Consider the following 19,972-nt stretch of genomic DNA (forward strand, 5'->3'; position numbering starts at 1 on the left):
AGCGGTACACCAGTCACCATCGAGGTTGGCTGATCCACCGCTATCGCGAGCAAGCTCGCTCCCACACAGGATTGCTTGCACGTCAGGTTCGGTGTCAGGCCCGCAAATATCTCAACACCGACTCACACACCATCTGCCGATGCCGCTGCTTGACCGCTTCGTCCGACAGGTCGATCTGGAAGATCTCACCGAACGTCTGGCGGTTGGATACCCGGTAGAAGCAGAACGAGCTGATCAGCAAATGCACATCCAGCGGCTCGAGGCCGGCACGGAATACGCCTTCTTCGGCGCCACGACGGAGGATCACGCCCAGGGAATCGAGGATGGTGTTGGTCATCGCCTTGATCGCACCGGACTGTTTCACGTATTCGGCGTTGTGGATGTTTTCGATGCAGACGATGCGCACGAAATCCACGTTGCGATCATGGTGATCGAAGGTGAATTCCACCAGGCGCCGGATCGCCTCGACCGGCGCCAGTTCCGCCAGGTGCAGGCGGCTTTCTGTGGTGCGGATATCACCGTAGAGTTTCTCCAGCACCTCGACGTACAACTGCTCCTTGCTGCCGAAGTAGTAATAGATCATGCGCTTGGAGGTGTGGATGCGCTCGGCGATGGCGTCGACCCGGGCGCCGGCCAGGCCTTGCTGGACGAACTCGACGATGGCTTCCTGGAGAATATTTTCCCGGGTTTTCTCCGGGTTGTTCTTGCGACTCTTGCGCGGCGCGGCGACAGGCTCGTCGAGGGCTGCGGGAAGCTCTGGATTCATAGTCATTGCGGGCTCAGGCCGTCACTGCACAGGTGGGCGATTATGGGCTGCACCGGGCAGTGAAGGAAGCCAAGGCACTGCCCTTTACCGCCACGGTTACGATTTCCCTACAACTTGGCGTGTCGCACGCCGCCGCTGCGGGACTTGGCCATGGCCGCCAGGCGCACCGCGACGTTGGCCGCGCCGTAACCGGCGTAACCGTTCTTGCGCTGGATGATCTCGAAGAAGAACCGCCCTTCGAACGGCTCGGTGTAGACGTGGAACAGCTCACCGCCTTGGGCATCACGGTCGTACAGCACGTTGAAGTAGGCCAGTTCACTGAGAAATTCATCATCGAAATCGAAACGCGCCGCGAGGTCATCATAGTAGTTGAGCGGAATGTCCAGCAACGGCACCCCAGCCTCCTTGGCGCGACTGACCTGGGCAAAGATATCATCGCAATCGAAGGCGATGTGATGCACGCCGGAACCGCGATAACTCGACAGCGCGTGTGAAATAGCGGTGTTGCGGTTCTCGGAAATGTTCAACGGCAAGCGAATCGAACTGCAACGGCTGCGCAGGGCACGGCTTTTCACCAGGCCATAAGGGTCGGGCAGCACCACTTCATCGTCAGCCTCGAAATCCAGCAGGCTCTTGTAGAACAGCACCCAACTGTCGAGGCTGTCGGCCGGCAACGCCATCGCCATGTGGTCGATGCGCTTGAGCCCTGCGCCAATGGCGGCAGCGGGTTGCAAGTTGAAATCGGTGCCATAGACATCGGCGTCCCCATCCACCAGGTAGATCAGGCTGCTGTCCGGCGCGCGCACCGCCGCCAATTCCAGTTCGTTGGGCCCGACCAGGCCGCGATAAGGCTGGCCTTTAAAGGCCACGGCCCGTTTCAGGGCGCTGGCGCTGTCCTTGACCCGAACCGCCATGGCGCACAGCGACGGGCCATGGGCTTCGAAAAAGCTGTGGGCGAAGGAATACGGCTCGCAGTTGAGGATCAGGTTGATATCGCCCTGGCGCAACAGGCTGACGTTCTTGGAGCGATGCTGGCCAGCCTTGACGAAACCCAGGCGCTCCAACCAATGGGCGAGCTTGGCCCCCAGGTTATCGTTGACAGCGAACTCCAGGAACTCGATGCCGTCGTACTCGCTGGCCAGCGCTGTTTCAAAAAGAATGTCGGGCTTCTGCGCGGGCGCTTGTTCGGCCAGGCGCTGACGGGTCTTTTCTTCCAGATACAACAGCGAACGCAAACCGTCGGCAGCGTTGGCCCTTGGTGGCGCGGCGCGAAAACCGTCGTTGAAGATTTCCAGCGACAGCGGTCCGGTGTAGCCACTCTGGATGATCGGCGCGAGGAAACCTGGCAAGTCGAATTCGCCCTGGCCCGGGAAACAGCGGAAGTGCCGGCTCCACTCCAGAACGTCCATTGCCAGGATCGGCGCATCGGCCATTTGCACAAAGAAGATCTTGTCGCCGGGAATCTCGGCGATCGCGCTCGGGTCGCCCTTGAGGGATAAGGTGTGAAAGCTGTCGAGCAGCACGCCGAGGCTCGGATGATCAGCCTGGCGCACGATGTTCCAGACCTGTTGGTACGTATTGACGTGCCGGCCCCAGGCCAACGCCTCATAACCGATGCGCAAGCCCCGCGCGCCAGCCCGCTCGGCCAGCAGGCGCAGGTCGTCGATCAGGATCTGTTCATCGCCAACGCTGTCAGCCGAGGCATTGCTGCACACCAGCACCAGGTCGGTGCCCAACTCCTGCATCAAATCGAATTTGCGCTCGGCACGTTCCAGGTTGCGCGCCAGGCGATCGCGGCGGCAGCCTTCGAAATCACGAAAGGGTTGGAACAGCGTGATGGCGACGCCCAGGTCGGCGCACATCTGCCGGATTTCCCGAGGACTGCCATCGTAGTAGAGAAGGTCGTTCTCGAAGATCTCCACGCCGTCGAAACCGGCGGCGGCAATGGCTTCGAGTTTTTCCGGCAGGGTACCGCTCAACGAAACGGTGGCAATGGAACGCTGCATGACTTCGGCTCCCGGGACAGGCGTCGGCTACAAAAAGTGCGCCGCTTTTTAAAAGAGTCAGGGGATTATTGAGCTGACGGTTTTTTTGGGCAATTTAATATGTACCGTCTGGTTAGTTTTTAGGGCGATTATCGAACACAATGCCCGATCAGCGAATTGACGATTTTTTGTCCACTGCCCACCATCGGCCCCGCATTGACGCCGGAGTTCGGGTTCAATGCAGACCCAGACCACACCATAAGAATTTCAAGAACGGGTGCACCTTATGATTCCTTCCCAAAGTTCCCGCCTGGCCCCCGGCCCGGTTGCCACCCGCGGTGGCATCGGCGACAAGATCCGTGGCGCGATGGCCGTGGGCAAGACCCGTTGGGGCATGCTCGCCCTGGTGTTTTTCGCCACCACACTCAATTACATCGACCGCGCTGCCCTCGGCGTCATGCAGCCGATCCTGGCCAAGGAAATGAGCTGGACGGCGATGGACTACGCCAATATCAACTTCTGGTTCCAGGTCGGTTATGCGGTCGGCTTCGTGCTGCAGGGCCGATTGATCGACCGGATCGGCGTCAAGCGCGTGTTCTTCTGCGCCGTGCTGCTCTGGAGCCTGGCGACCGGCGCCCACGGCCTGGCCACCTCGGCAGTGGGCTTCATGGTTTGCCGCTTTATCCTCGGCCTCACGGAGGCCGCCAACTACCCGGCCTGTGTGAAAACCACGCGGCTGTGGTTCCCGGCCGGCGAACGGGCCGTGGCCACCGGTATTTTCAACGCCGGAACCAACGTCGGTGCGATGTTTACCCCGATGCTGCTGCCACTGGTCCTGCACGTCTGGGGCTGGCAGGCCGCGTTCCTGTGCATGGCGACGCTGGGTGGGATCTGGTTGCTGTTCTGGGGCCTGAAATACTTCAACCCCGAAGACCACCCGAGCGTGAAACAGTCGGAACTGGACTACATCCAGGCCCAGGACGAACCGGACCAGGCCCGCGTGCCCTTCTCTCGTATCCTGCGCATGCGCGGCACCTGGGCGTTCGCCCTGGCCTACTCGATCACTGCGCCGGTGTTCTGGTTCTACCTCTACTGGCTGCCGCCGTTCCTGAACCAGCAATACAACCTGGGCATCAACGTGACCCAGATGGGCATCCCGCTGATCATCATCTACCTGACCGCCGATTTCGGCAGCGTCGGCGGCGGGATCCTGTCTTCATTCCTGATTGGCCGCGGGGTCAATCCGATCAAGGCGCGACTGATGTCCATGTTGCTGTTCGCCTGCTGCATCGTCGGGGTGATCATGGCGGCCGGTTCCAGCAGCCTCTGGGTCGCGGTGTTTGCGATTTCCCTGGCCATCGGTGCACACCAGGCCTGGACCGCCAACATCTGGAGCCTGGTGATGGACTACACGCCCAAGCACATGATGAGCACGGTGTTCGGCTTCGGCGGCATGTGCGCGGCCATCGGCGGGATGTTCATGACGCAGCTGGTGGGGCACATCCTCACGATCACGAACAACAACTACACCGTGCTGTTCACCCTGATCCCGGCGATGTACTTCATCGCGCTGACCTGGATGTACTTCATGGCACCGCGCAAGGTGCCTACGCTGGAAAACTGAAACTGGAGGCATCTCCGGGCAATCAAGCCGAGCACATTTGTGGCGAGGGGATTTATCCCCTCGCCACAGGAGTCTGCATAGCCTCTTACTTACGCCGCTGTTGCCACGCCGCCGCCAACCCACTCAAGCAGATCAAGGTAATCCCCACCACCGTGGTCAGCGTCGGCGTATGGCTGAAAAACAACCAGCCCAGCAACCCGGCAAAGATGATCTGGCAATACCCGAACGGCGCGAGCAGCGCCGGGGCGGCAAAACGGAAGGCCTGGGTCAGCATCAAGTGCGCGGTCATCCCGCAGGCCCCCAGCGCTAGCATCATCAAGCCGTGGGACACGCTGGGCACCTGCCAGAAGAACGGCACCAAGGCGCTCATCACCAACGTGTTGCACAACCCGGCGAAAAAATTGCTGGTCGTGGGGCTGTCGATCTCGGCGAGTTTGCGCGTGAGCAGCTGGTAGAAGCAGAAAAACAGCGCCGAGCAGAACGGCAACAGCACCGCCGGCGTGAACAGATCGCCACCGGGATGAACAATGATCAACACCCCGATGAACCCGAAGATCACCGCAATCCACTGACCGCGCGTCACGTGCTCACCCAGCAGCGGTACCGACAATGCCGTGACCAGCACGGGGGCGAGGAAGTTGACCGCCGTCGCCTCTGCCAACGGGATGAACATCAGCGACGTGGTGAAAAACAGACTGGTGCCCAACAGGCACAACGCCCGGGCAACCTGCCACAACGGGCGCTTGGTGCGCAGCACGCGCAGCCCCGAGCGCGGCAGGAAAATACCCGCCATCAACAAGGTGTGCACCACGTAACGGGCCCAGACCACCATGATGATCGGATAGAAACCCGAGAGGTATTTGGACAGCGCGTCGTGACTGGAGAACAGGAACGTTGCGACCAGGATAAGCACGATGCCCTTGAAAGCCTGATTGACGCCGGAGAGCGGAGTGCTGATGGTCATGAAGGAAACCTGCGTTGCTTGATATTGAGGCCGTGATGCACAGTGCAGTTATTGGGCCAGCGAGGGTTCCGATAGTTCTGGATCCCAAGTGTAATGAAAATTCGGCGGCCGGACAGGATTGGCTCGCCGATGAACCAAAATCCTCGTCCGTTGCCTCACTGCTCAAGCACGCCGCGCGCCTTGGGCGCCCGGAAGCTAGACTCACCGCCACAGCAGTCATTTCTTCGCAGGGCCATTCAGAGGACTTCCCACATGTTATGGAAAAAAGGTCGCCGCAGTGACAACGTGGTGGATGCCCGTGATGACGGTGGGGGCGGCGGTGGAATGCGTTTCGGCGGCGGCAAGGGGTTGAGCCTGACGGCGATCATCCTGATCGTCGGCATCGGCTGGATCACCGGCCAGGACCCCATGCAGATCCTTGGGCAATTGGCCGGGCAGATGGACCAAGGGGCCGCGCCCACCTCTTCGCAAACCCGCCAGGCGCCGCCGGCCAACGATGAACAGGCCGAATTCGTGCGCGCCATCCTCGGCGATACCGAAGACACCTGGGGCCAGGTCTTCCAGCAGGCCGGACGCCAGTACCAGCAACCGAAGCTGGTGCTGTTCAGCGGTCGGGTCAACTCGGCCTGCGGCCTGGCCTCCTCCGCGACCGGCCCGTTCTATTGCCCGGCGGACCGGCAGGTCTACCTGGACATGAGTTTCTTCCAGGAAATGTCCCAGCGTTTTTCGGCCGCCGGGGACTTCGCCCAGGCCTACGTCATTGCCCACGAAATCGGCCACCACGTGCAAACGCTGCTCGGCGTCTCGGCGAAAGTCCAGGAGGCGCGCCAGCAAGGCCGGCAAATGGAAGGTGACGGCGGCTTGCTGGTGCGCCAGGAATTGCAGGCCGATTGCCTCGCCGGCGTCTGGGCCAACCACGCGCAAAAACGCCTGAACTGGCTTGAGCCGGGGGACATCGAAGAAGCCTTGAACGCCGCCAATGCCATTGGTGACGATCGCCTGCAGCAGCAAGGCCAGGGCCGCGTGGTGCCGGACTCGTTTACCCATGGCACCTCGGCGCAACGGGTGCGCTGGTTCAAGACCGGTTTCGCCCAGGGCCAGGTCAGCCAGTGCGACACCTTCGCGGCGAAAAACCTGTAGATGAAGTGGGCGACGTTGATCTGGCTGGTGCTCGTTTGCGCCGTTGCCCAGGCCGAGGAAGACGCCGTCAAGGCAGTCGCCCAAGGTCGCCTGTTGCTCAAGGGCGGGGTCATGGCCGTTGCCGTGAGCCCGCCACCGGCGTCGATCCAGCGGGTGCTGATCATCGTCCACGGTCGGCTGCGCAATGCCGACACTTATCTTCGCAGTGGCGAAAAGGCCGCCGCACAGGCCGGTCAAACGACAACCACGCTGATCATCGCCCCGCAATTCCTCAACGAACAGGACGTGGCGCGCCATCAACTGCCCGCCGACCTCCTGCGTTGGCAAGGCAACGACTGGATGGCGGGAGGGCTGTCCATAGGGCCGAATCCAGTCAGTTCCTTCCAAGTGCTGGATGACATCATTGCGCGGGTCAGCGATCGACAGCAGTTCCCTGAAGTGAAGGAGATCGTCATCGCCGGCCACTCCGGCGGCGCACAAGTGGTGCAGCGCTATGCCCTGCTCGCCCACGGCAACTATCGCATCGCGCCACGGTTCGTCATTGCCAATCCATCCTCATATGCCTACCTCGACGCGCAGCGGCCCATGGCGTTCGCCCTCGCCAGTTGCCCGTCCTTCAACCGTTGGAAATACGGCCTGGAGCACCTGCCCGCCTACGCCGCCGGGCAAACGCCGGCGCAACTCGAAGATAACTACATCAAGCGCGACATCACTTATTTGCTGGGACAACAGGACATTGATCCGGAGCATCCGGCGTTGGACAAAGGCTGCGAGGCGCAGACCCAAGGCGCGTATCGACTGCTGCGCGGGCATTTCTTTTTCGACTACCTGACGCGACGCCATCCGCAGGGGCTCAATCAACGACTGATCGAAGTGCCCGGGGTTGGGCATGATGGGGATGGGATGTTCAATTCGCCGGAGGGGTTGAGGGTGTTGTTTGGGCAGTAAGTCTTGTGGCGGCTTATCGGACCTCATCGCGAGCAAGCTCGCTCCCACAGTGGGCCTGGTGCAGACACAAATCTTGCGCTCGACAAAAATCCCCTTGTGGGAGCGAGCTTGCTCGCGATGACGGTCAATCAGCCAACCGACCTCTCAAGCCGACAACATCCGCCGCAACTCAAAGCAATCCCGCGCATGCCAATCCGTCAGCTCCGGCCACGGATTATCCGGCAGATTCACCAGCACCGTCCGCGCCCCCGCCGCACGACCGCAGTCCAGGTCGAAACGGTAGTCACCCACCATGACCATCGAGCCCGGGGCCACGTCCCATGCCTCGGCCAGTTTCAACAGGCCACCGGGATGCGGCTTGGGCGGTGCTTCGTCGCGGCCCAACACGTCCTCCACTGCAAAACAATCTGCCAGGCCAATGGCTTCCAGAGTGATATGGGCCAGCTCGCGGGCGTTGCGGGTCAGGATGCCCAGGCGATAGCCGCGTCCGGCCAGCTCACGCACCAGCTCGACCGCCCCGGGCGCGGGCTTGGAGCCCAGCGCCAAGTCCCGTTCGTGTTCCAGCAGCCAGGCGTGCTTGGCGGCGGCTTCTGCAGCGGGCAGGGCCGCCAGGTGGGTGAGGATGTCGTCTTCGGCCGGAATCGCCAGGGCTACGCGGATCGCGGCGAAGTCATGCACGGCGATGGTCAGCGTGCCGTCCATGTCGAACACCCAATGCCGCACATCGGCCAGGCTCATGCCCAGTCCTTGCGATGGCGGATCAAGCCTTCCTGGGTCACCGACGCGACCAGTTGTCCGGCGCGGTTGTATACACTGCCCCGGGAAAAACCACGGGAATTGCCAGCCCACGGGCTGTCCATGGCGTAGAGCAACCAGTCGTCGGCGCGCAGGTCCGCGTGGAACCACAACGCGTGGTCAAGGCTCGCGACCTGCATATCCTTGTGCCACACCGATTTGCCGTGGGGCAGCAGCGAGGTGGTCAACAGGCCGAAGTCCGACGCGTAGGCCAACAGGTATTTGTGCAGGGCCGGAATGTCCGCCAAGGCGCCATCGGCACGGAACCACACGTATTTGACCGGATCGGCCGGTTGCGGGTTGTAAGGATCTTTTTCGGTGACCGGGCGCACCTCGATCGGCTTGGGGCACAGCAGTTTTTCGCGCATGTGCTCCGGCAGCAGATGGGCGCGCTGCTGGGTCAGCTCCAGCTCGGAAGGCAGGTTTTCCGGCCCGACGACTTGCGGCATGCTGCTCTGGTGCTCGAAACCCTGCTCGTCGTACTGGAAAGAGGCGCTGCAGGTGAAGATCGGGTTGCCCTTCTGGATCGCCGTGACCCGCCGGGTGCTGAAGCTGCCGCCATCGCGAACGCGATCGACCTGGTAGACCACCGGCAACGCCGCATCCCCCGGACGCAGGAAATAGCCATGCATCGAGTGCACGTGGCGCGCCTCTTCCACGGTCTGGCTGGCCGCCGACAATGACTGGCCCAGTACCTGGCCGCCGAACAGCTGGCGAAACCCGAGGTCCTGGCTACGACCGCGAAACAGGTTCTCTTCGATCGGTTCCAGGGTCAGCAGGTCGACCAGATCTTCCAACACGTGGCTCATTCAGACTTTCCTCACACAGCGCAAAAACCGCGCAGTCTGTGCTGCGGCGGATCGATAATTGGCCCGGGCCATTTTGGCGGGCATTGTAACGTCCGTGTCGGCTAACCGTGCAGCGTCTGCAACCACTGCTCACGATCGATGCGATAGAGCACATGGTGACGCAATGGATGATCAACCGCGAGCTTGGGGTGTTCGAAGTCATCCGCCGGATCATGCTGCATGCCGATGGCCTGCATGACCTTCTGCGACGGCAGGTTATCCACAGCGGTAAACGCCACCACTTCGTCCAGCCCCAGGCGGTCGAAGGCACAGCGCAGCGCCGTCCACGCCGCTTCGCTGGCATAACCAAGCCCCCAGTGTTCGCGGGCCAGGCGCCAACCGATTTCCACCGCCGGGGTGAAATGCGCGTCGAACCCGACCACGCCCAGCCCGGTGAAGCCAATGAAAGCGCCGGTGTCCTTGCGCTCCAGTGCCCACAAACCAAAACCATGCTCGGCAAAATGCCCGCGCACGCGCCCGATCAACGCAGCGCTTTCCAGGCGACTCAAGGGTGCCGGAAAATAACGCATCACTTGCGGATCGGCGGACATGGCCGCAAACGCCGGCAAATCATCGTCGCGCCACTGCCGCAATATCAGCCGTGCGCTTTCCAGTTCCAGTATCGGCTCCATCTTCACTCCCTTTCCATGCCCCAGAGTCTACATCGCTGGTAGGATCCGTCACTCATTCACCGCTGAAAACACCATGCCCCTGCCGCTGATCTACCACGAAGACTACAGCCCCGAGTTCCCAGCGGATCACCGCTTCCCCATGGACAAGTTCCGCCTGCTGCGCGACCACCTGGTAGAAAGTGGCCTGACGACAGATGCGGACCTGTTGCGCCCCGCCCTGTGCCCACCAGATATCCTCGCCCTGGCCCATGACCGCGCTTATATCGAACGCTACATGGGCGGTGAGTTGTCCCGCGAAGACCAACGGCGACTTGGCCTGCCCTGGAGCGAAGCCCTGGCCCGGCGAACGGTACGCGCGGTGGGTGGCTCGCTCCTGGCCGCCGAAAAGGCCCTCGAACACGGGTTGGCCTGTCATCTGGCCGGCGGCACCCATCACGCCCACTACGATCACCCGGCCGGCTTTTGCATTTTCAATGACCTGGCGGTGATCAGCCGCTACTTCCTGGCCAGCGGTCGCGTCTCGCGGGTGTTGATTTTCGACTGCGACGTGCACCAGGGCGACGGTACTGCTCGAATACTCCATGACACCCCGGACGCCGTGACAGTTTCCCTGCACTGCGAAAAGAATTTTCCGGCACGCAAGGCGCAAAGCGATTGGGACATTCCGCTGCCGATGGGCATGGACGATGCCGCTTACCTTAAAGTCGTGGACGATGCGCTCAATTACCTGCTGCCGCTCTACCAGCCGGACCTGGTGCTGTATGACGCCGGCGTCGACGTGCACAAGGACGACGCCCTCGGTTACCTGAAACTGACCGACGAAGGCCTCGCCGCCCGGGACGAGAGCGTGATGCGTCATTGCCTCGGGCGGGACATCCCCGTCGTCGGCGTGATCGGTGGTGGCTACAGCAAGGACCGCAAGGCCCTGGCCCGACGCCACGGGATCCTGCACCACAGCGCACAAAAGGTCTGGATGTCATCAGGCTGTCATTGAACGCTGGGCGCGTTACCCACAATGCCTGTGGAGCGGCCTGTGGATAACCTGAGCGAAACGGCTCGCAGCCTGTGTTGCCTATGGCTCGCAGGGGCTTGGTTGTTTTTTGATCACCTTAATTTAAGAACGCCACCTACCTTGTGGGAGCGGGCTTGCTCGCGAACGCGGTGTGTCAGTCGATATTTGCCTCACTGACACACCGCTTTCGCGAGCAAGCCCGCTCCCACAGGAATTTGTGCTGATAGAATGCCGCGCTATTCCTCGTTTCCGCAGTTCACACCATGACCTCGACCACCCAGCCTCCCATCCCAAACATCGCCATCATCGGCGGCGGCCCTGCTGGCCTGATGGCGGCCGAGGTGTTGAGCCAGGCCGGTGTCCGGGTCGATCTGTACGACGGCATGCCCTCGGTGGGCAGGAAATTTCTCCTGGCCGGCGTCGGCGGCATGAACATCACCCACTCCGAAGCCTTCCCGGCCTTCCTGTCCCGCTACGGCGAACGCGCGTCGAATATCGCCCCGCTGCTGCGAGCATTCGGCGCGGATGAGTTATGCCAATGGATTCACGGCCTGGGCATCGACACCTTCGTCGGCAGCTCGGGACGGGTATTTCCAACCGACATGAAAGCCGCCCCGCTGCTGCGCGCCTGGCTCAAGCGTTTACGTGAGGCCGGGGTGGTGATCCACACCCGCCACCGCTGGCTCGGCTGGAACCCCGACGGCAGCCTGCGCATCGCCAGCCCGGAGGGAGAAAAGAGTCTTGCGCCCGACGCGACATTATTGGCATTGGGCGGCGGCAGTTGGTCGCGCCTGGGCTCCGATGGTGCCTGGATGCTGCCGCTGGAACAGCGCGGCGTGGCCCTTGCGCCGCTGCAGCCGAGTAACTGCGGATTCGACGTGACGGCCTGGAGCGACCTGATGATCAGCAAATTCGCCGGCGCCCCGCTGAAGAACATCGCCATCGGCCTCAACGACGATGTGCCTCGCCTGGGCGAATGCGTCATCACCGCCACCGGCATCGAAGGCAGCCTGATCTATGCGCTGTCGGCAGCGATTCGTGAGGCCATCAACCAGCACGGCCGCGCGACCATTCATCTGGACCTGTTGCCGGGCCGGCCTGTGGATAAAATCCTCCAGGCCCTGAACAAGCCACGCGGGTCGCGCTCGATGGCCAAGCACTTGCACAGCCAGTTGGGGATCGACGGGGTCAAGGCAGCCTTGTTGCGCGAGCTGACATCCGTCGATTGCTTCGCCGACATGGCGCGGCTGGCGGAAGCGATCAAGGCCTTGCCGGTCACGCTGGTGAAAACCCGTCCGCTGGACGAAGCGATCAGCAGTGCCGGCGGCGTGGCCTTCGAAGCGTTGGATGAACGGCTGATGCTCAAGCAGCTCCCCGGCGTTTTCTGCGCAGGAGAGATGCTCGACTGGGAAGCGCCAACCGGCGGCTACCTGCTCACGGCGTGCTTTGCCAGTGGTCGGGCGGCGGGGTTGGGGATGGTGGAGTTTCTACGAAACAGCGGGAAGTTATAAGCTGCAAGCTGCAAGCTGAAGACCATCGACATACAACTTGCGGCTTGCAGCTTGAAACTTGCAGCTGCCGTCAAGGCTTACGCTTACGCGGCCCGGTATTGAACACCGGCACTTTTCGCACCGGCTTGACTGACGGCTCCACCGGCCCCGAATCGCCACTGTCCACCCACTTGCCCAGGTTGCGCTTGCCGCCACTGCCCTGGGTTTTCGGTTTCTTCGGCTTCTTCGGTTTCTTGATCACCTGGCCGCTGGCATCGGTCTCCGGCACGCGGTGCTCAGGCTCGAAATCCTGCTCCATCTGCCGGGGCAATGTCTGACGAGTCAAGGTCTCGATGGCCGACAGCAGATTCACTTCATCGGCGCAGACCAGGGAAATCGCCTGCCCGGTGGCGCCCGCCCGGCCCGTGCGGCCGATGCGGTGGATGTAGTCCTCGGCGACGATCGGCAGGTCGAAGTTCACCACCAATGGCAAATCCTCGATATCCAGGCCACGGGCGGCGACGTCGGTGGCCACCAGGATCTGCACTTCGCTGGCCTTGAAGCGATCCAGCGCGCGCTGGCGGGTCGCCTGGGGCTTGTCACCGTGGATGCCATCGGCATTGACACCGAGGCCCTGGAGTTTTTCCACCAGCGCATCGACGCCGTTGCGGGTCTTGGCGAACACCAGCACCTGTTTCCACTTGTGCTTGCGCATCAGATGAATGAACAGCTCCGGCTTGCGCTTCTTGTCCACCGTCACCACCCATTGCTTGACGGTGTTGGCGGCCACGTTGCGCGGGCTCACTTCGATGCTCAGCGGATCGTTGAGCATCTGCCCGGCCAACAGGCGGATCGCATCGGAAAAGGTCGCCGAGAACAGCAGCGTCTGGCGCTTCTTCGGCAGCGCCTTGTAGATGTTCGCCAGTTCCTCGGAGAACCCCAGGTCGAGCATGCGGTCGGCTTCGTCCAGCACCAGGGTCTGCAACTGGTTGAACTTCAGCGCGTTCTGGCGGAACAGGTCGAGCAAGCGGCCCGGCGTCGCCACCAGCAAGTCGACGCCTTTGCGCAACTTCATCATCTGCGGGTTGATGCTGACGCCGCCGTACACGGCGTAGGTGCTCAAGGGCAGGTTCTGCGCGTATTGGCGCACGCTTTCGTGGACCTGCTCGGCCAGCTCGCGGGTCGGCACCAGGATCAACGCACGCACCGAGTTGGCGGCGACTTTCGGCCCTTCGGTGGTCAGCAACTGCAACAGCGGCACGGCGAAACCGGCGGTCTTGCCAGTACCGGTCTGGGCCGCGGCCATCAGGTCGCGCCCGGCGAGCACGGCCGGCATGGCTTGGGCCTGGACCGGCGTCGGAGTCTGGTAGCCGAGCGTCTCGAGGGCGCGCAGCAGGGGTTCGATCAGGCCAAGGGTGGCGAAAGTCATGGAGGTACCGTAGGAAAAATCAGCGCAGGGTGTGCAATGCGCGGCAGTTTACCCTAAATCAGGATTCGGCCGGTGCAGGCTTGGGCTTGCGCCACTGCGGCAAACCGATCAACACCACGGCGCTGATGATCACCAGCATCGCCAAGGCTTCTTCGATGCCAATGGTTTCTCCCGCGAAGACGATGCCCAGCAACACCGCCACCGCCGGGTTGACGTAGGCATAGCTGGTGGCCGCCGCCGGACGCACATGCTTGAGCAGGTACATGTAGGCATTGAAGGCGATGATCGAACCGAACCCGATCAGATAGACCAACGCGAACCAGCCTTCCAGCGGCGGCACGTGGTCCAGGCGTTCGCCACTGGCGAAGCTGCCGATCAACAGCACCACGCCAGCCACCAGCATTTCCACCGCGCTGGCCATGGCGCCTGCGGGCAGTTGCACATGTTTGCTCAACACCGAACCGAAGGCCCACGAGGCGGCGGCGAACACCAGCAAAGCCGCTCCCAACGGGCTCGATTGCAGGTTCGAACCCAGGTTGAGCATGGCGATGCCGATCAATCCCAGCACAATCCCCGCCCACTCGAGACGGGTATTGCGTGCGCCCCAGAAATATCCGCAGAGCAAGGTAAACAACGGCACCGTCGCCACGGCCAGTGCCGCCACGCCCGAAGCCACGCCCGTATGCTCGGCGATACTCACCGCACCATTGCCGAAGGTCAGTAGCAACACGCCAATGAGCGCCCCGGCCTTCCATTGCGCCCAGGTCGGCGCCGGCGCGCCCTTCCACCGCAAGAAGCCGTACATCAACGACCCGGCGATCACAAAACGAATCCCCGCCAGCAGCAACGGCGGCCAATGCTCGACGCCGATGCGAATCACCAGGTAGGTCGAACCCCAGATGACATACAAGGCGAAAAAGGCAGCGATCAACGGCAACGGAAAACGGCGTGGGCCAGGCATGTTCAACTCGAAGTCAGGACGATGAAACCCATCATTCTAAAAAGGCGCTCGGCAGAAATTAAGTTACAAAATCTGTTTATCCGAGCCATACACTTTTCAAGGCACGACCAATACGACTGAACACAGACCAACCCTGTGGGAGCGAGCTTGCTCGCGATAGCTTTGGATCAGCCAACATAACATTGACTGATACGCCGCAATCGCGAGCAAGCTCGCTCCCACAAAAGGTTTCGCGGTGCGTTCAGAACCCGCGATGGCGCTTGAGGTGTTCGTTGATCTTCGCCGCCGGCACTTTCTGCAAACTGCACAGCAGGTCATGGGACAACTCCCGCAACCCATGCTTCTGGCGCAATTCCGCAGCGAGGTGCGCGGTAAGGTTGGCGGCCATTTCGGCGTCGGCCATGGCCCGGTGAGCCTGGCCGGTGTGGGGCAGGCCGGCGAATGCGTTGAGCGTGCCAAGTTTGTGGTTCGGCGCCGATGGCATCAAGCGCCGGGCCAGCAACAACGAACAGGCAAAGTTCTGCAGGCGGGTGCGCTTGATGCGCCCCAGTTCGAAGTCCCAGAACTTCTGGTCGAACGCGGCGTTATGCGCCAGCAGCGGCGTGATGCCGACAAACTCGTTGACCTCGTTCATCACTTTTTCCGCAGGGGGAGCGCTGCGCAGCATGGCGTTGCTGATCCCGGTCAGTTGTTCGATGAAGGCCGGCACGCGAACACCGGCGTTCATCAGGCTCTGGTAACGGTCGACGATCCGGCCTTGTTCAAGGATCACCACGGCGATTTCCGTGGCCCGGCAACTGCTGCTCGGGGTGATGCCGGTGGTTTCAAAGTCGATGACTGCGATGCGTTCCAAACCTGTGGGGCTCCTTGAAGATCAATTCTTGAGCAGCAACGCGCCTTCGATGGGCACGTAGCGGCTGGCGGCGCGGATCAGCGAGTTAGCGGTCAGCCCCGGCACACCGTAGGCCACCGCTTGCACGCCGTGCTTGCTGATGATGCGTTCGAGCAGCATGTCGAAATCGCCGTCGCCGGAGGCCAGCACCACTTCATCGACATGGTCGGCAGCGTCCATGATGTCGAGCGTGATGCCCACGTCCCAGTCGCCCTTGGCCGAACCGTCGCTGCGTTGGATGTAGGGCTTGAGCTTCACGGTGAAGCCGAGGTTGCGCAGGATCTGCTGGAACTGCTGTTGCTTGCTGTCGCCGCGATCGATCGCGTAGGCATAGGCCTCGACGATCTGGCCCTGTTTGCTGACGTCAGCCCATAGCGCCGCGTAGTTGAAATGGCAGCCATAGGCTTGGCGCACGGTGTAGTAGAGGTTCTGGACATCGGCGAACACTGCGATTTTTTTCACCGCGTTTCCTCATGAATGCACACGCGTGCAGGCCAGCCGGCCCGAAAAGTCGCCCAGTATGCCAGCCTCGAGGAATGTTCCGCGAATAATCGGCCCGAGGCGCCCGGGCGCCTCGGACGAATGGCAGGTCAGACGAACGAGTCGTCGTCGCCGAAGAAGGACGAATCGTCGCCGTAGTCCGCGTCGCTGACACCGCCCGGGTCGTTGTCGTAGGAACCGTTGTCGGCCACGCGCTGGTCATCGCCCCAGCCGTTGTCGCCGCTGTTGGCCGTATCGTTGACGGGCTGGGCCGGTTCTTCCTTGAGGATCTCGACGATTTCCTGAGGCTGATTGCTGTGGAACAGACTGCTGATGCCCTGGGCCAGCATCACGCCACCGGCCACGCCCGCCGCGGTTTTCAAGGCGCCACCGAGGAAGCTGCTGGCCGCCGGGGCCGGCTGTTGCGGCGCGCCATAGTTGCCGGGCGCGGCACCAAAACCTTGCTGGGCCGGCGCGTTGAACGACGGCCGTCCCGGTTCACGCCAGCCGCCACCGCTGGGCGCTGGAGTACTTGCAGGACGCGAATCGCGGTTGCCGCCACCAAAAATACTCGAGAGAAAACCACCGCCGCCGCTGGGCGCCGAAGCCGGATTGCGAGCCTGCTGCAACTCGGCTTGCAATTGCTCGACCTGCTGGGCGAGTTGCTTGTTCTGCTCGTCCAGGCGCTTGATCGCCGCCTCTTGCACCAGAATCGCCTGGGCCATGAAATAGCCCGCCGCAGGCTGGTTGGCCAAGTGTTCCTTGATCCGCGCCTCAGCCTGGGCGTCGCGCGGGGCTGATTCCTTTTCGGCCTGTTGCAGCCGTGAAAACAGTCCATCGATCAGGGTTTGTTCTTCGCTGTTCATGGCGACCTCATCAGATTGCCGGATAAAAAACCAAGCCGGTCCACAAAAGACCGGTGCCCGTCAGTAATGGGGTCCGCCAGGAACCTTTCAATGGTCTTTACCTGATGTTTACGTTTGTTTATGCGGTCACCTGATGGGTAAAGTGTCGGACCGCTTTTTTGAACTGCGATACCGACCCATGAATCCCTTAGAAGTACTGCGTGACTCCTTGTATTTTTTCAAACGCCATCTGGGCCGCATCGCCCAGTTGTGCCTGCCGCTGGTGATCATTGAAGCGGTGCTGCAACAAGGAGTGGACAACGCCTTCGGGGCCGACGGTTTTTCCGGCTACAGCGTGATCGTCGGTCTATTGGTGTACCCGTTGTATACCGCAGCGTTGATTCTGTTCCTCGATGCCCGCAGCCGTGGCGAAGCCCCGCGGGCGCGCGACCTGCTCGCGGCCGCCCTGCTTCAATGGCCACGCTTCGCCTTGCTGACCGCCCTCAATACGCTGCTGATCCTGATTGGCATCTCATTGTATTTCCTGCCGGGGTTGTGGCTGATGGTGGTCCTGGCCTTTGGTGAATACCTGTTGGTGTTGAGGGGTATGTCGCCTCTGGCCGCCATGAAGGAAAGCGCGCGCCTGAGTCGAGGCCATTTCTGGCGAATCCTGCTGTGCATCCTGGCCGTAATGGTCCCGCTGTGGCTGCTCAAGGGCGCCAGCGTCTCGGTGTACCCTGCACCGCAGAACCCCTTGATCAGTCTGCTGATCGATAGCATTCACAGCTTCCTGCAACTGTTCACCACTGTGGTGTTGTTCCGAATGTTCATGCTGATTGCCGAAAAACCCGAGCCATGAGCCGTCTGCTGCGATACACCGTGCTGGGCCTGTTGTTGATCGTCGGCATCGGCGTCTTCTCGATCTATGGGCTGACCTGGCGTCCCCAGGCCCGGGAAGCGCTGCCCGTCAGTTGTGCCGCGGACGCCGCGCCGCTGATGCCCGGCCAGGCGTTGAAGGTGATGACCTGGAACGTCCAGTTCCTGGCCGGCAAGCGCTACGTGTTCTGGCACGACCTGGCCCAGGGCGACGATGAAAGCCCGACCCTCGAAGACATGGCCTTTAGCCTCGACGAAGTGGCGCGGGTCATTCGCGATGAACAGCCGGACGTGGTGTTGCTCCAGGAACTGGACAACGGTGCCAAGGCCAGCCATTACCAGGAACAACTCAAGCTGCTGCAGGAGCGCCTGGCCGACCTCTACCCATGCGGCACCAGCGCCTTCGACTGGAAAGCCGATTTCATCCCCAGCCCGCGCATCTTTGGCAGCGTTGGCCGGCAATTGGCGACGCTGAGTCGCTACCGCATCGACCATGCCGAGCGGGTGCAATTACCCGTGGCGGATGGGAGTTTCATCAGTCGTCAGTTCCAGCCGAAAAACGCCTTGCTGGTGAGTTACCTGCCACTGAGCGGCGGCGGCCAAGTGGCGGTGCTCAATACACACCTGGAGCGGGCGGCACGGCCGGACGACACCGCGCAGAAACAGATCGATGCCGTGTCCAAGGCTTTGGACAAGCTCGAATCCGCCAGCACGTCCTGGCTGATCGGTGGCGATTTCAACCTGTTGCCCCTGGGTCAATACCGGCGCCTGCCGGCGGAACAGCGCTCGCCCTACTCCGCCGACAGCGAGCTGCATCTGTTGTGGGACAAATACCCGATGATCCCGACCAACAACGAGGCCAGCGGCATCGACCGCGAACACTGGCTCACCCACTACCCGAACGACCCGGGCCTCAACGGCCCCGACCGCACCGTCGACTACCTGTTCTACAGCCCACGCCTCAAGCGGGTCGAAGCCCAGGTCCGGCAGGACGACACCTTGCGCATCTCCGATCATTTGCCGGTGATTGCGCGGTTTTTGTTGCCGGCAGCGCCTTAGCCGACTCACCGCCAAACACCTGTGGGAGCAAGCTGGCTCGGCCCACAAGGATTTCGAGAGCAGCACGGCCCTGTGGCGAGGGAGCTTGTTCCCGCTTGAGTGCGCAGCGCTCATTGCTTTTGGGGCCCGCTGCGCGCGCCAGCGGGAGCAAGCTCCCTCGCCACAAAAGCTCTCAAGCATCACGCCACAGATCGATCAACGCTCCCACAGGCCTGCCGGCGCCAAAACGCATTACAGCGCCACCGGCGTAACCAGCCTCCCCTCTTCGAAATAGGTATCGAGATTTTCGAGAACCAGGTCCGCCATGGCTTGGCGGGTCTCGTGAGTACCGCTGCCGATATGTGGAAGCAATACGACGTTATCCATTTCCAGTAACGCGGCCGGAACATGGGGCTCGTCCTCGAACACGTCCAAGGCGGCACCGCCGATTTCCGACTCAAGGAGGGCCGTGACCAACGCCGCCTCATCGACGACACTGCCCCTGGCCACATTGATCAGAAAGGATTTGGGACCGAGCGCGCGCATGACCTGTCGATTGATCAGGTGCCGGGTTTGCGGGCCGCCAGGAACGAGAACAACAAGGTAGTCCGCGGCAGTGGCCAGTGCTTGAAGGTCGGCGTAATGGGTATAGGAAACCTCGGCATACGGTCCATTGGGTCGATAATACGCGACGTTCATGTCGAAGGCCGAGACCCGTCTGGCGAGCGTCTTGCCGATCTTGCCCAAGCCTACGATGCCGCAGGTTTTACCGTGCAGGTCATTGCCCAAGGGGAATTTTGCCTCCCGCCATTTGCCGGCCCGCACGAAGCGCTCGGCCTCGCAGACTCTACGGGATACGCAAAGCATCAACGCCAGTGCCGTTTCGGCCACGCTGTTGTTGAGCACGTCCGGCGTATTGCTCAACTGGATACCACGACGGGCCAGGTAAGCCGTATCGAGAGCGTCATAACCGACACCGAAACTGGTAATCACCTCGAGATGGGGCAGCTGTTCCAGGACCTGATGGTCAGCCCCGTACACACCACTGGTTACAACCGCGCGTATAGAATCGCCATGTAAAGCGACCCAGTGGGTGAAGTCGGCAATCTCCCAGCGCTTGTGGACGCTGTAGTGTTCTTCCAACGACTGCATCAAGGATGGGTGCATGGGCCCCCATACCAGCACGTCCATTTTGAGATCGATCACGGTAGCTCCCCTTTCAAGGAGGCTCTGGATAGAGCCTCGCA

General features: G+C 61.8%; 19 protein-coding genes. 7 read left to right on the plus strand and 12 right to left on the minus strand.

Going from position 1 to position 19,972, the window contains the following annotated elements; all coding sequences use genetic code 11:
- Window positions 1–94: 94 nt before the first annotated feature.
- Both KSS97_RS25140 and quiC read right to left on the minus strand, forming a co-directional pair.
- Window positions 95–772, minus strand: a complete 678-nt coding sequence (locus KSS97_RS25140) for a TetR/AcrR family transcriptional regulator (protein ID WP_217860385.1) — start codon at window positions 770–772, stop codon at window positions 95–97.
- A 101-nt stretch (window positions 773–873) separates the two neighbouring features.
- Window positions 874–2,772, minus strand: a complete 1,899-nt coding sequence (gene quiC, locus KSS97_RS25145) for a 3-dehydroshikimate dehydratase QuiC (RefSeq protein WP_217860386.1) — start codon at window positions 2,770–2,772, stop codon at window positions 874–876.
- A 265-nt stretch (window positions 2,773–3,037) separates the two neighbouring features.
- Here quiC and KSS97_RS25150 point away from each other — a divergent pair, with 265 nt between their 5' ends.
- The gene (locus KSS97_RS25150; protein WP_030140326.1) at window positions 3,038–4,375 is read left to right on the plus strand and encodes an MFS transporter; all 1,338 of its coding nucleotides are present in this window, start codon (window positions 3,038–3,040) and stop codon (window positions 4,373–4,375) included.
- Window positions 4,376–4,460: 85 nt separating this feature from the next.
- Here KSS97_RS25150 and KSS97_RS25155 read toward each other — a convergent pair whose 3' ends face one another.
- Window positions 4,461–5,339 carry a DMT family transporter gene (locus KSS97_RS25155; protein WP_198798307.1) on the minus strand — a complete coding sequence of 293 codons (879 nt, stop codon included), beginning with the start codon at window positions 5,337–5,339 and terminating at the stop codon, window positions 4,461–4,463.
- A gap of 252 nt (window positions 5,340–5,591) precedes the next feature.
- Between KSS97_RS25155 and ypfJ the strand changes: the two genes are divergently transcribed.
- Together ypfJ and KSS97_RS25165 are read left to right on the plus strand one after the other, a co-directional pair.
- Window positions 5,592–6,479 (plus strand): KPN_02809 family neutral zinc metallopeptidase, encoded by an 888-nt coding sequence (gene ypfJ / locus KSS97_RS25160; protein ID WP_030140328.1) that lies wholly within the window; start codon window positions 5,592–5,594, stop codon window positions 6,477–6,479.
- Entirely contained in the window at window positions 6,480–7,427 is a 948-nt protein-coding gene (locus KSS97_RS25165; RefSeq protein ID WP_217860387.1) for an alpha/beta hydrolase, read from the plus strand. It begins immediately after the preceding gene.
- 144 nt (window positions 7,428–7,571) lie between these two features.
- On the opposite strand, the gene KSS97_RS25170 is transcribed toward KSS97_RS25165, so the two are convergent.
- The 3 genes from KSS97_RS25170 to KSS97_RS25180 all read right to left on the minus strand — a co-directional run bounded on the left by KSS97_RS25170 (window position 7,572) and on the right by KSS97_RS25180 (window position 9,702).
- Window positions 7,572–8,165: an HAD family hydrolase gene (locus KSS97_RS25170; protein WP_217860388.1), complete on the minus strand. Its 594-nt coding sequence runs from the start codon at window positions 8,163–8,165 to the stop codon at window positions 7,572–7,574.
- Window positions 8,162–9,031: an acyl-CoA thioesterase II gene (gene tesB / locus KSS97_RS25175; protein ID WP_030140331.1), complete on the minus strand. Its 870-nt coding sequence runs from the start codon at window positions 9,029–9,031 to the stop codon at window positions 8,162–8,164. Before tesB ends, KSS97_RS25170 begins: the two co-directional genes overlap by 4 nt.
- A 101-nt stretch (window positions 9,032–9,132) precedes the next feature.
- A complete protein-coding gene (locus KSS97_RS25180) occupies window positions 9,133–9,702 on the minus strand; it encodes a GNAT family N-acetyltransferase (protein ID WP_030140332.1) in 570 nt (189 codons plus the stop codon).
- 73 nt (window positions 9,703–9,775) lie between these two features.
- On the opposite strand from KSS97_RS25180, the gene KSS97_RS25185 reads away from it, so the two are divergent.
- Both KSS97_RS25185 and KSS97_RS25190 read left to right on the plus strand, forming a co-directional pair.
- Window positions 9,776–10,696 carry a histone deacetylase family protein gene (locus KSS97_RS25185; RefSeq protein ID WP_030140333.1) on the plus strand — a complete coding sequence of 307 codons (921 nt, stop codon included), beginning with the start codon at window positions 9,776–9,778 and terminating at the stop codon, window positions 10,694–10,696.
- Window positions 10,697–10,977: 281 nt separating this feature from the next.
- Window positions 10,978–12,225, plus strand: coding sequence for a TIGR03862 family flavoprotein (locus KSS97_RS25190; RefSeq protein ID WP_217860389.1), 1,248 nt, complete (start codon window positions 10,978–10,980; stop codon window positions 12,223–12,225).
- Between the two features lie 70 nt (window positions 12,226–12,295).
- Here the strand turns inward: KSS97_RS25190 and rhlE1 are convergent, their stop codons facing one another.
- The 5 genes from rhlE1 to KSS97_RS25215 all read right to left on the minus strand — a co-directional run bounded on the left by rhlE1 (window position 12,296) and on the right by KSS97_RS25215 (window position 16,832).
- Window positions 12,296–13,633, minus strand: coding sequence for an RNA helicase RhlE1 (gene rhlE1 / locus KSS97_RS25195; protein ID WP_030140335.1), 1,338 nt, complete (start codon window positions 13,631–13,633; stop codon window positions 12,296–12,298).
- Between the two features lie 58 nt (window positions 13,634–13,691).
- Complete coding sequence (yedA, locus tag KSS97_RS25200; protein WP_217860390.1) at window positions 13,692–14,594, minus strand: drug/metabolite exporter YedA; 903 nt, start codon at window positions 14,592–14,594, stop codon at window positions 13,692–13,694.
- 241 nt (window positions 14,595–14,835) lie between these two features.
- Window positions 14,836–15,447, minus strand: coding sequence for a 3'-5' exonuclease (locus KSS97_RS25205; protein ID WP_030140337.1), 612 nt, complete (start codon window positions 15,445–15,447; stop codon window positions 14,836–14,838).
- 21 nt (window positions 15,448–15,468) lie between these two features.
- Entirely contained in the window at window positions 15,469–15,948 is a 480-nt protein-coding gene (locus KSS97_RS25210; RefSeq protein ID WP_030140338.1) for a LabA-like NYN domain-containing protein, read from the minus strand.
- 128 nt (window positions 15,949–16,076) lie between these two features.
- Window positions 16,077–16,832 (minus strand): DUF2076 domain-containing protein, encoded by a 756-nt coding sequence (locus KSS97_RS25215; protein ID WP_217860391.1) that lies wholly within the window; start codon window positions 16,830–16,832, stop codon window positions 16,077–16,079.
- Between the two features lie 178 nt (window positions 16,833–17,010).
- Here KSS97_RS25215 and KSS97_RS25220 point away from each other — a divergent pair, with 178 nt between their 5' ends.
- Both KSS97_RS25220 and KSS97_RS25225 read left to right on the plus strand, forming a co-directional pair.
- Window positions 17,011–17,670 (plus strand): YciC family protein, encoded by a 660-nt coding sequence (locus KSS97_RS25220; RefSeq protein ID WP_030140340.1) that lies wholly within the window; start codon window positions 17,011–17,013, stop codon window positions 17,668–17,670.
- The gene (locus tag KSS97_RS25225) at window positions 17,667–18,746 is read left to right on the plus strand and encodes an endonuclease/exonuclease/phosphatase family protein (protein ID WP_030140341.1); all 1,080 of its coding nucleotides are present in this window, start codon (window positions 17,667–17,669) and stop codon (window positions 18,744–18,746) included. The genes KSS97_RS25220 and KSS97_RS25225 overlap by 4 nt, the downstream gene beginning before the upstream one ends.
- Window positions 18,747–18,977: 231 nt before the next feature.
- Here KSS97_RS25225 and KSS97_RS25230 read toward each other — a convergent pair whose 3' ends face one another.
- Window positions 18,978–19,931 (minus strand): 2-hydroxyacid dehydrogenase, encoded by a 954-nt coding sequence (locus KSS97_RS25230; RefSeq protein WP_030140342.1) that lies wholly within the window; start codon window positions 19,929–19,931, stop codon window positions 18,978–18,980.
- Window positions 19,932–19,972 lie beyond the last annotated feature (41 nt).

Origin of the sequence: Pseudomonas alvandae, assembly GCF_019141525.1 — a bacterium.
Lineage (GTDB): Bacteria > Pseudomonadota > Gammaproteobacteria > Pseudomonadales > Pseudomonadaceae > Aquipseudomonas > Aquipseudomonas alvandae.

Bases quoted from the DNA above. Each gene is read 5' to 3' on its own strand.
- KSS97_RS25190 (WP_217860389.1), top strand. From the start codon at position 10,978: ATGACCTCGACCACCCAGCCTCCCATCCCAAACATCGCCATCATCGGC.
- KSS97_RS25170 (WP_217860388.1), bottom strand. From the start codon at position 8,165: ATGAGCCTGGCCGATGTGCGGCATTGGGTGTTCGACATGGACGGCACG.
- KSS97_RS25215 (WP_217860391.1), bottom strand. From the start codon at position 16,832: ATGAACAGCGAAGAACAAACCCTGATCGATGGACTGTTTTCACGGCTG.
- KSS97_RS25140 (WP_217860385.1), bottom strand. From the start codon at position 772: ATGACTATGAATCCAGAGCTTCCCGCAGCCCTCGACGAGCCTGTCGCC.
- KSS97_RS25185 (WP_030140333.1), top strand. From the start codon at position 9,776: ATGCCCCTGCCGCTGATCTACCACGAAGACTACAGCCCCGAGTTCCCA.
- ypfJ (WP_030140328.1), top strand. From the start codon at position 5,592: ATGTTATGGAAAAAAGGTCGCCGCAGTGACAACGTGGTGGATGCCCGT.
- rhlE1 (WP_030140335.1), bottom strand. From the start codon at position 13,633: ATGACTTTCGCCACCCTTGGCCTGATCGAACCCCTGCTGCGCGCCCTC.
- quiC (WP_217860386.1), bottom strand. From the start codon at position 2,772: ATGCAGCGTTCCATTGCCACCGTTTCGTTGAGCGGTACCCTGCCGGAA.
- KSS97_RS25165 (WP_217860387.1), top strand. From the start codon at position 6,480: ATGAAGTGGGCGACGTTGATCTGGCTGGTGCTCGTTTGCGCCGTTGCC.
- KSS97_RS25150 (WP_030140326.1), top strand. From the start codon at position 3,038: ATGATTCCTTCCCAAAGTTCCCGCCTGGCCCCCGGCCCGGTTGCCACC.
- KSS97_RS25225 (WP_030140341.1), top strand. From the start codon at position 17,667: ATGAGCCGTCTGCTGCGATACACCGTGCTGGGCCTGTTGTTGATCGTC.
- yedA (WP_217860390.1), bottom strand. From the start codon at position 14,594: ATGCCTGGCCCACGCCGTTTTCCGTTGCCGTTGATCGCTGCCTTTTTC.
- KSS97_RS25180 (WP_030140332.1), bottom strand. From the start codon at position 9,702: ATGGAGCCGATACTGGAACTGGAAAGCGCACGGCTGATATTGCGGCAG.
- KSS97_RS25220 (WP_030140340.1), top strand. From the start codon at position 17,011: ATGAATCCCTTAGAAGTACTGCGTGACTCCTTGTATTTTTTCAAACGC.
- tesB (WP_030140331.1), bottom strand. From the start codon at position 9,031: ATGAGCCACGTGTTGGAAGATCTGGTCGACCTGCTGACCCTGGAACCG.
- KSS97_RS25155 (WP_198798307.1), bottom strand. From the start codon at position 5,339: ATGACCATCAGCACTCCGCTCTCCGGCGTCAATCAGGCTTTCAAGGGC.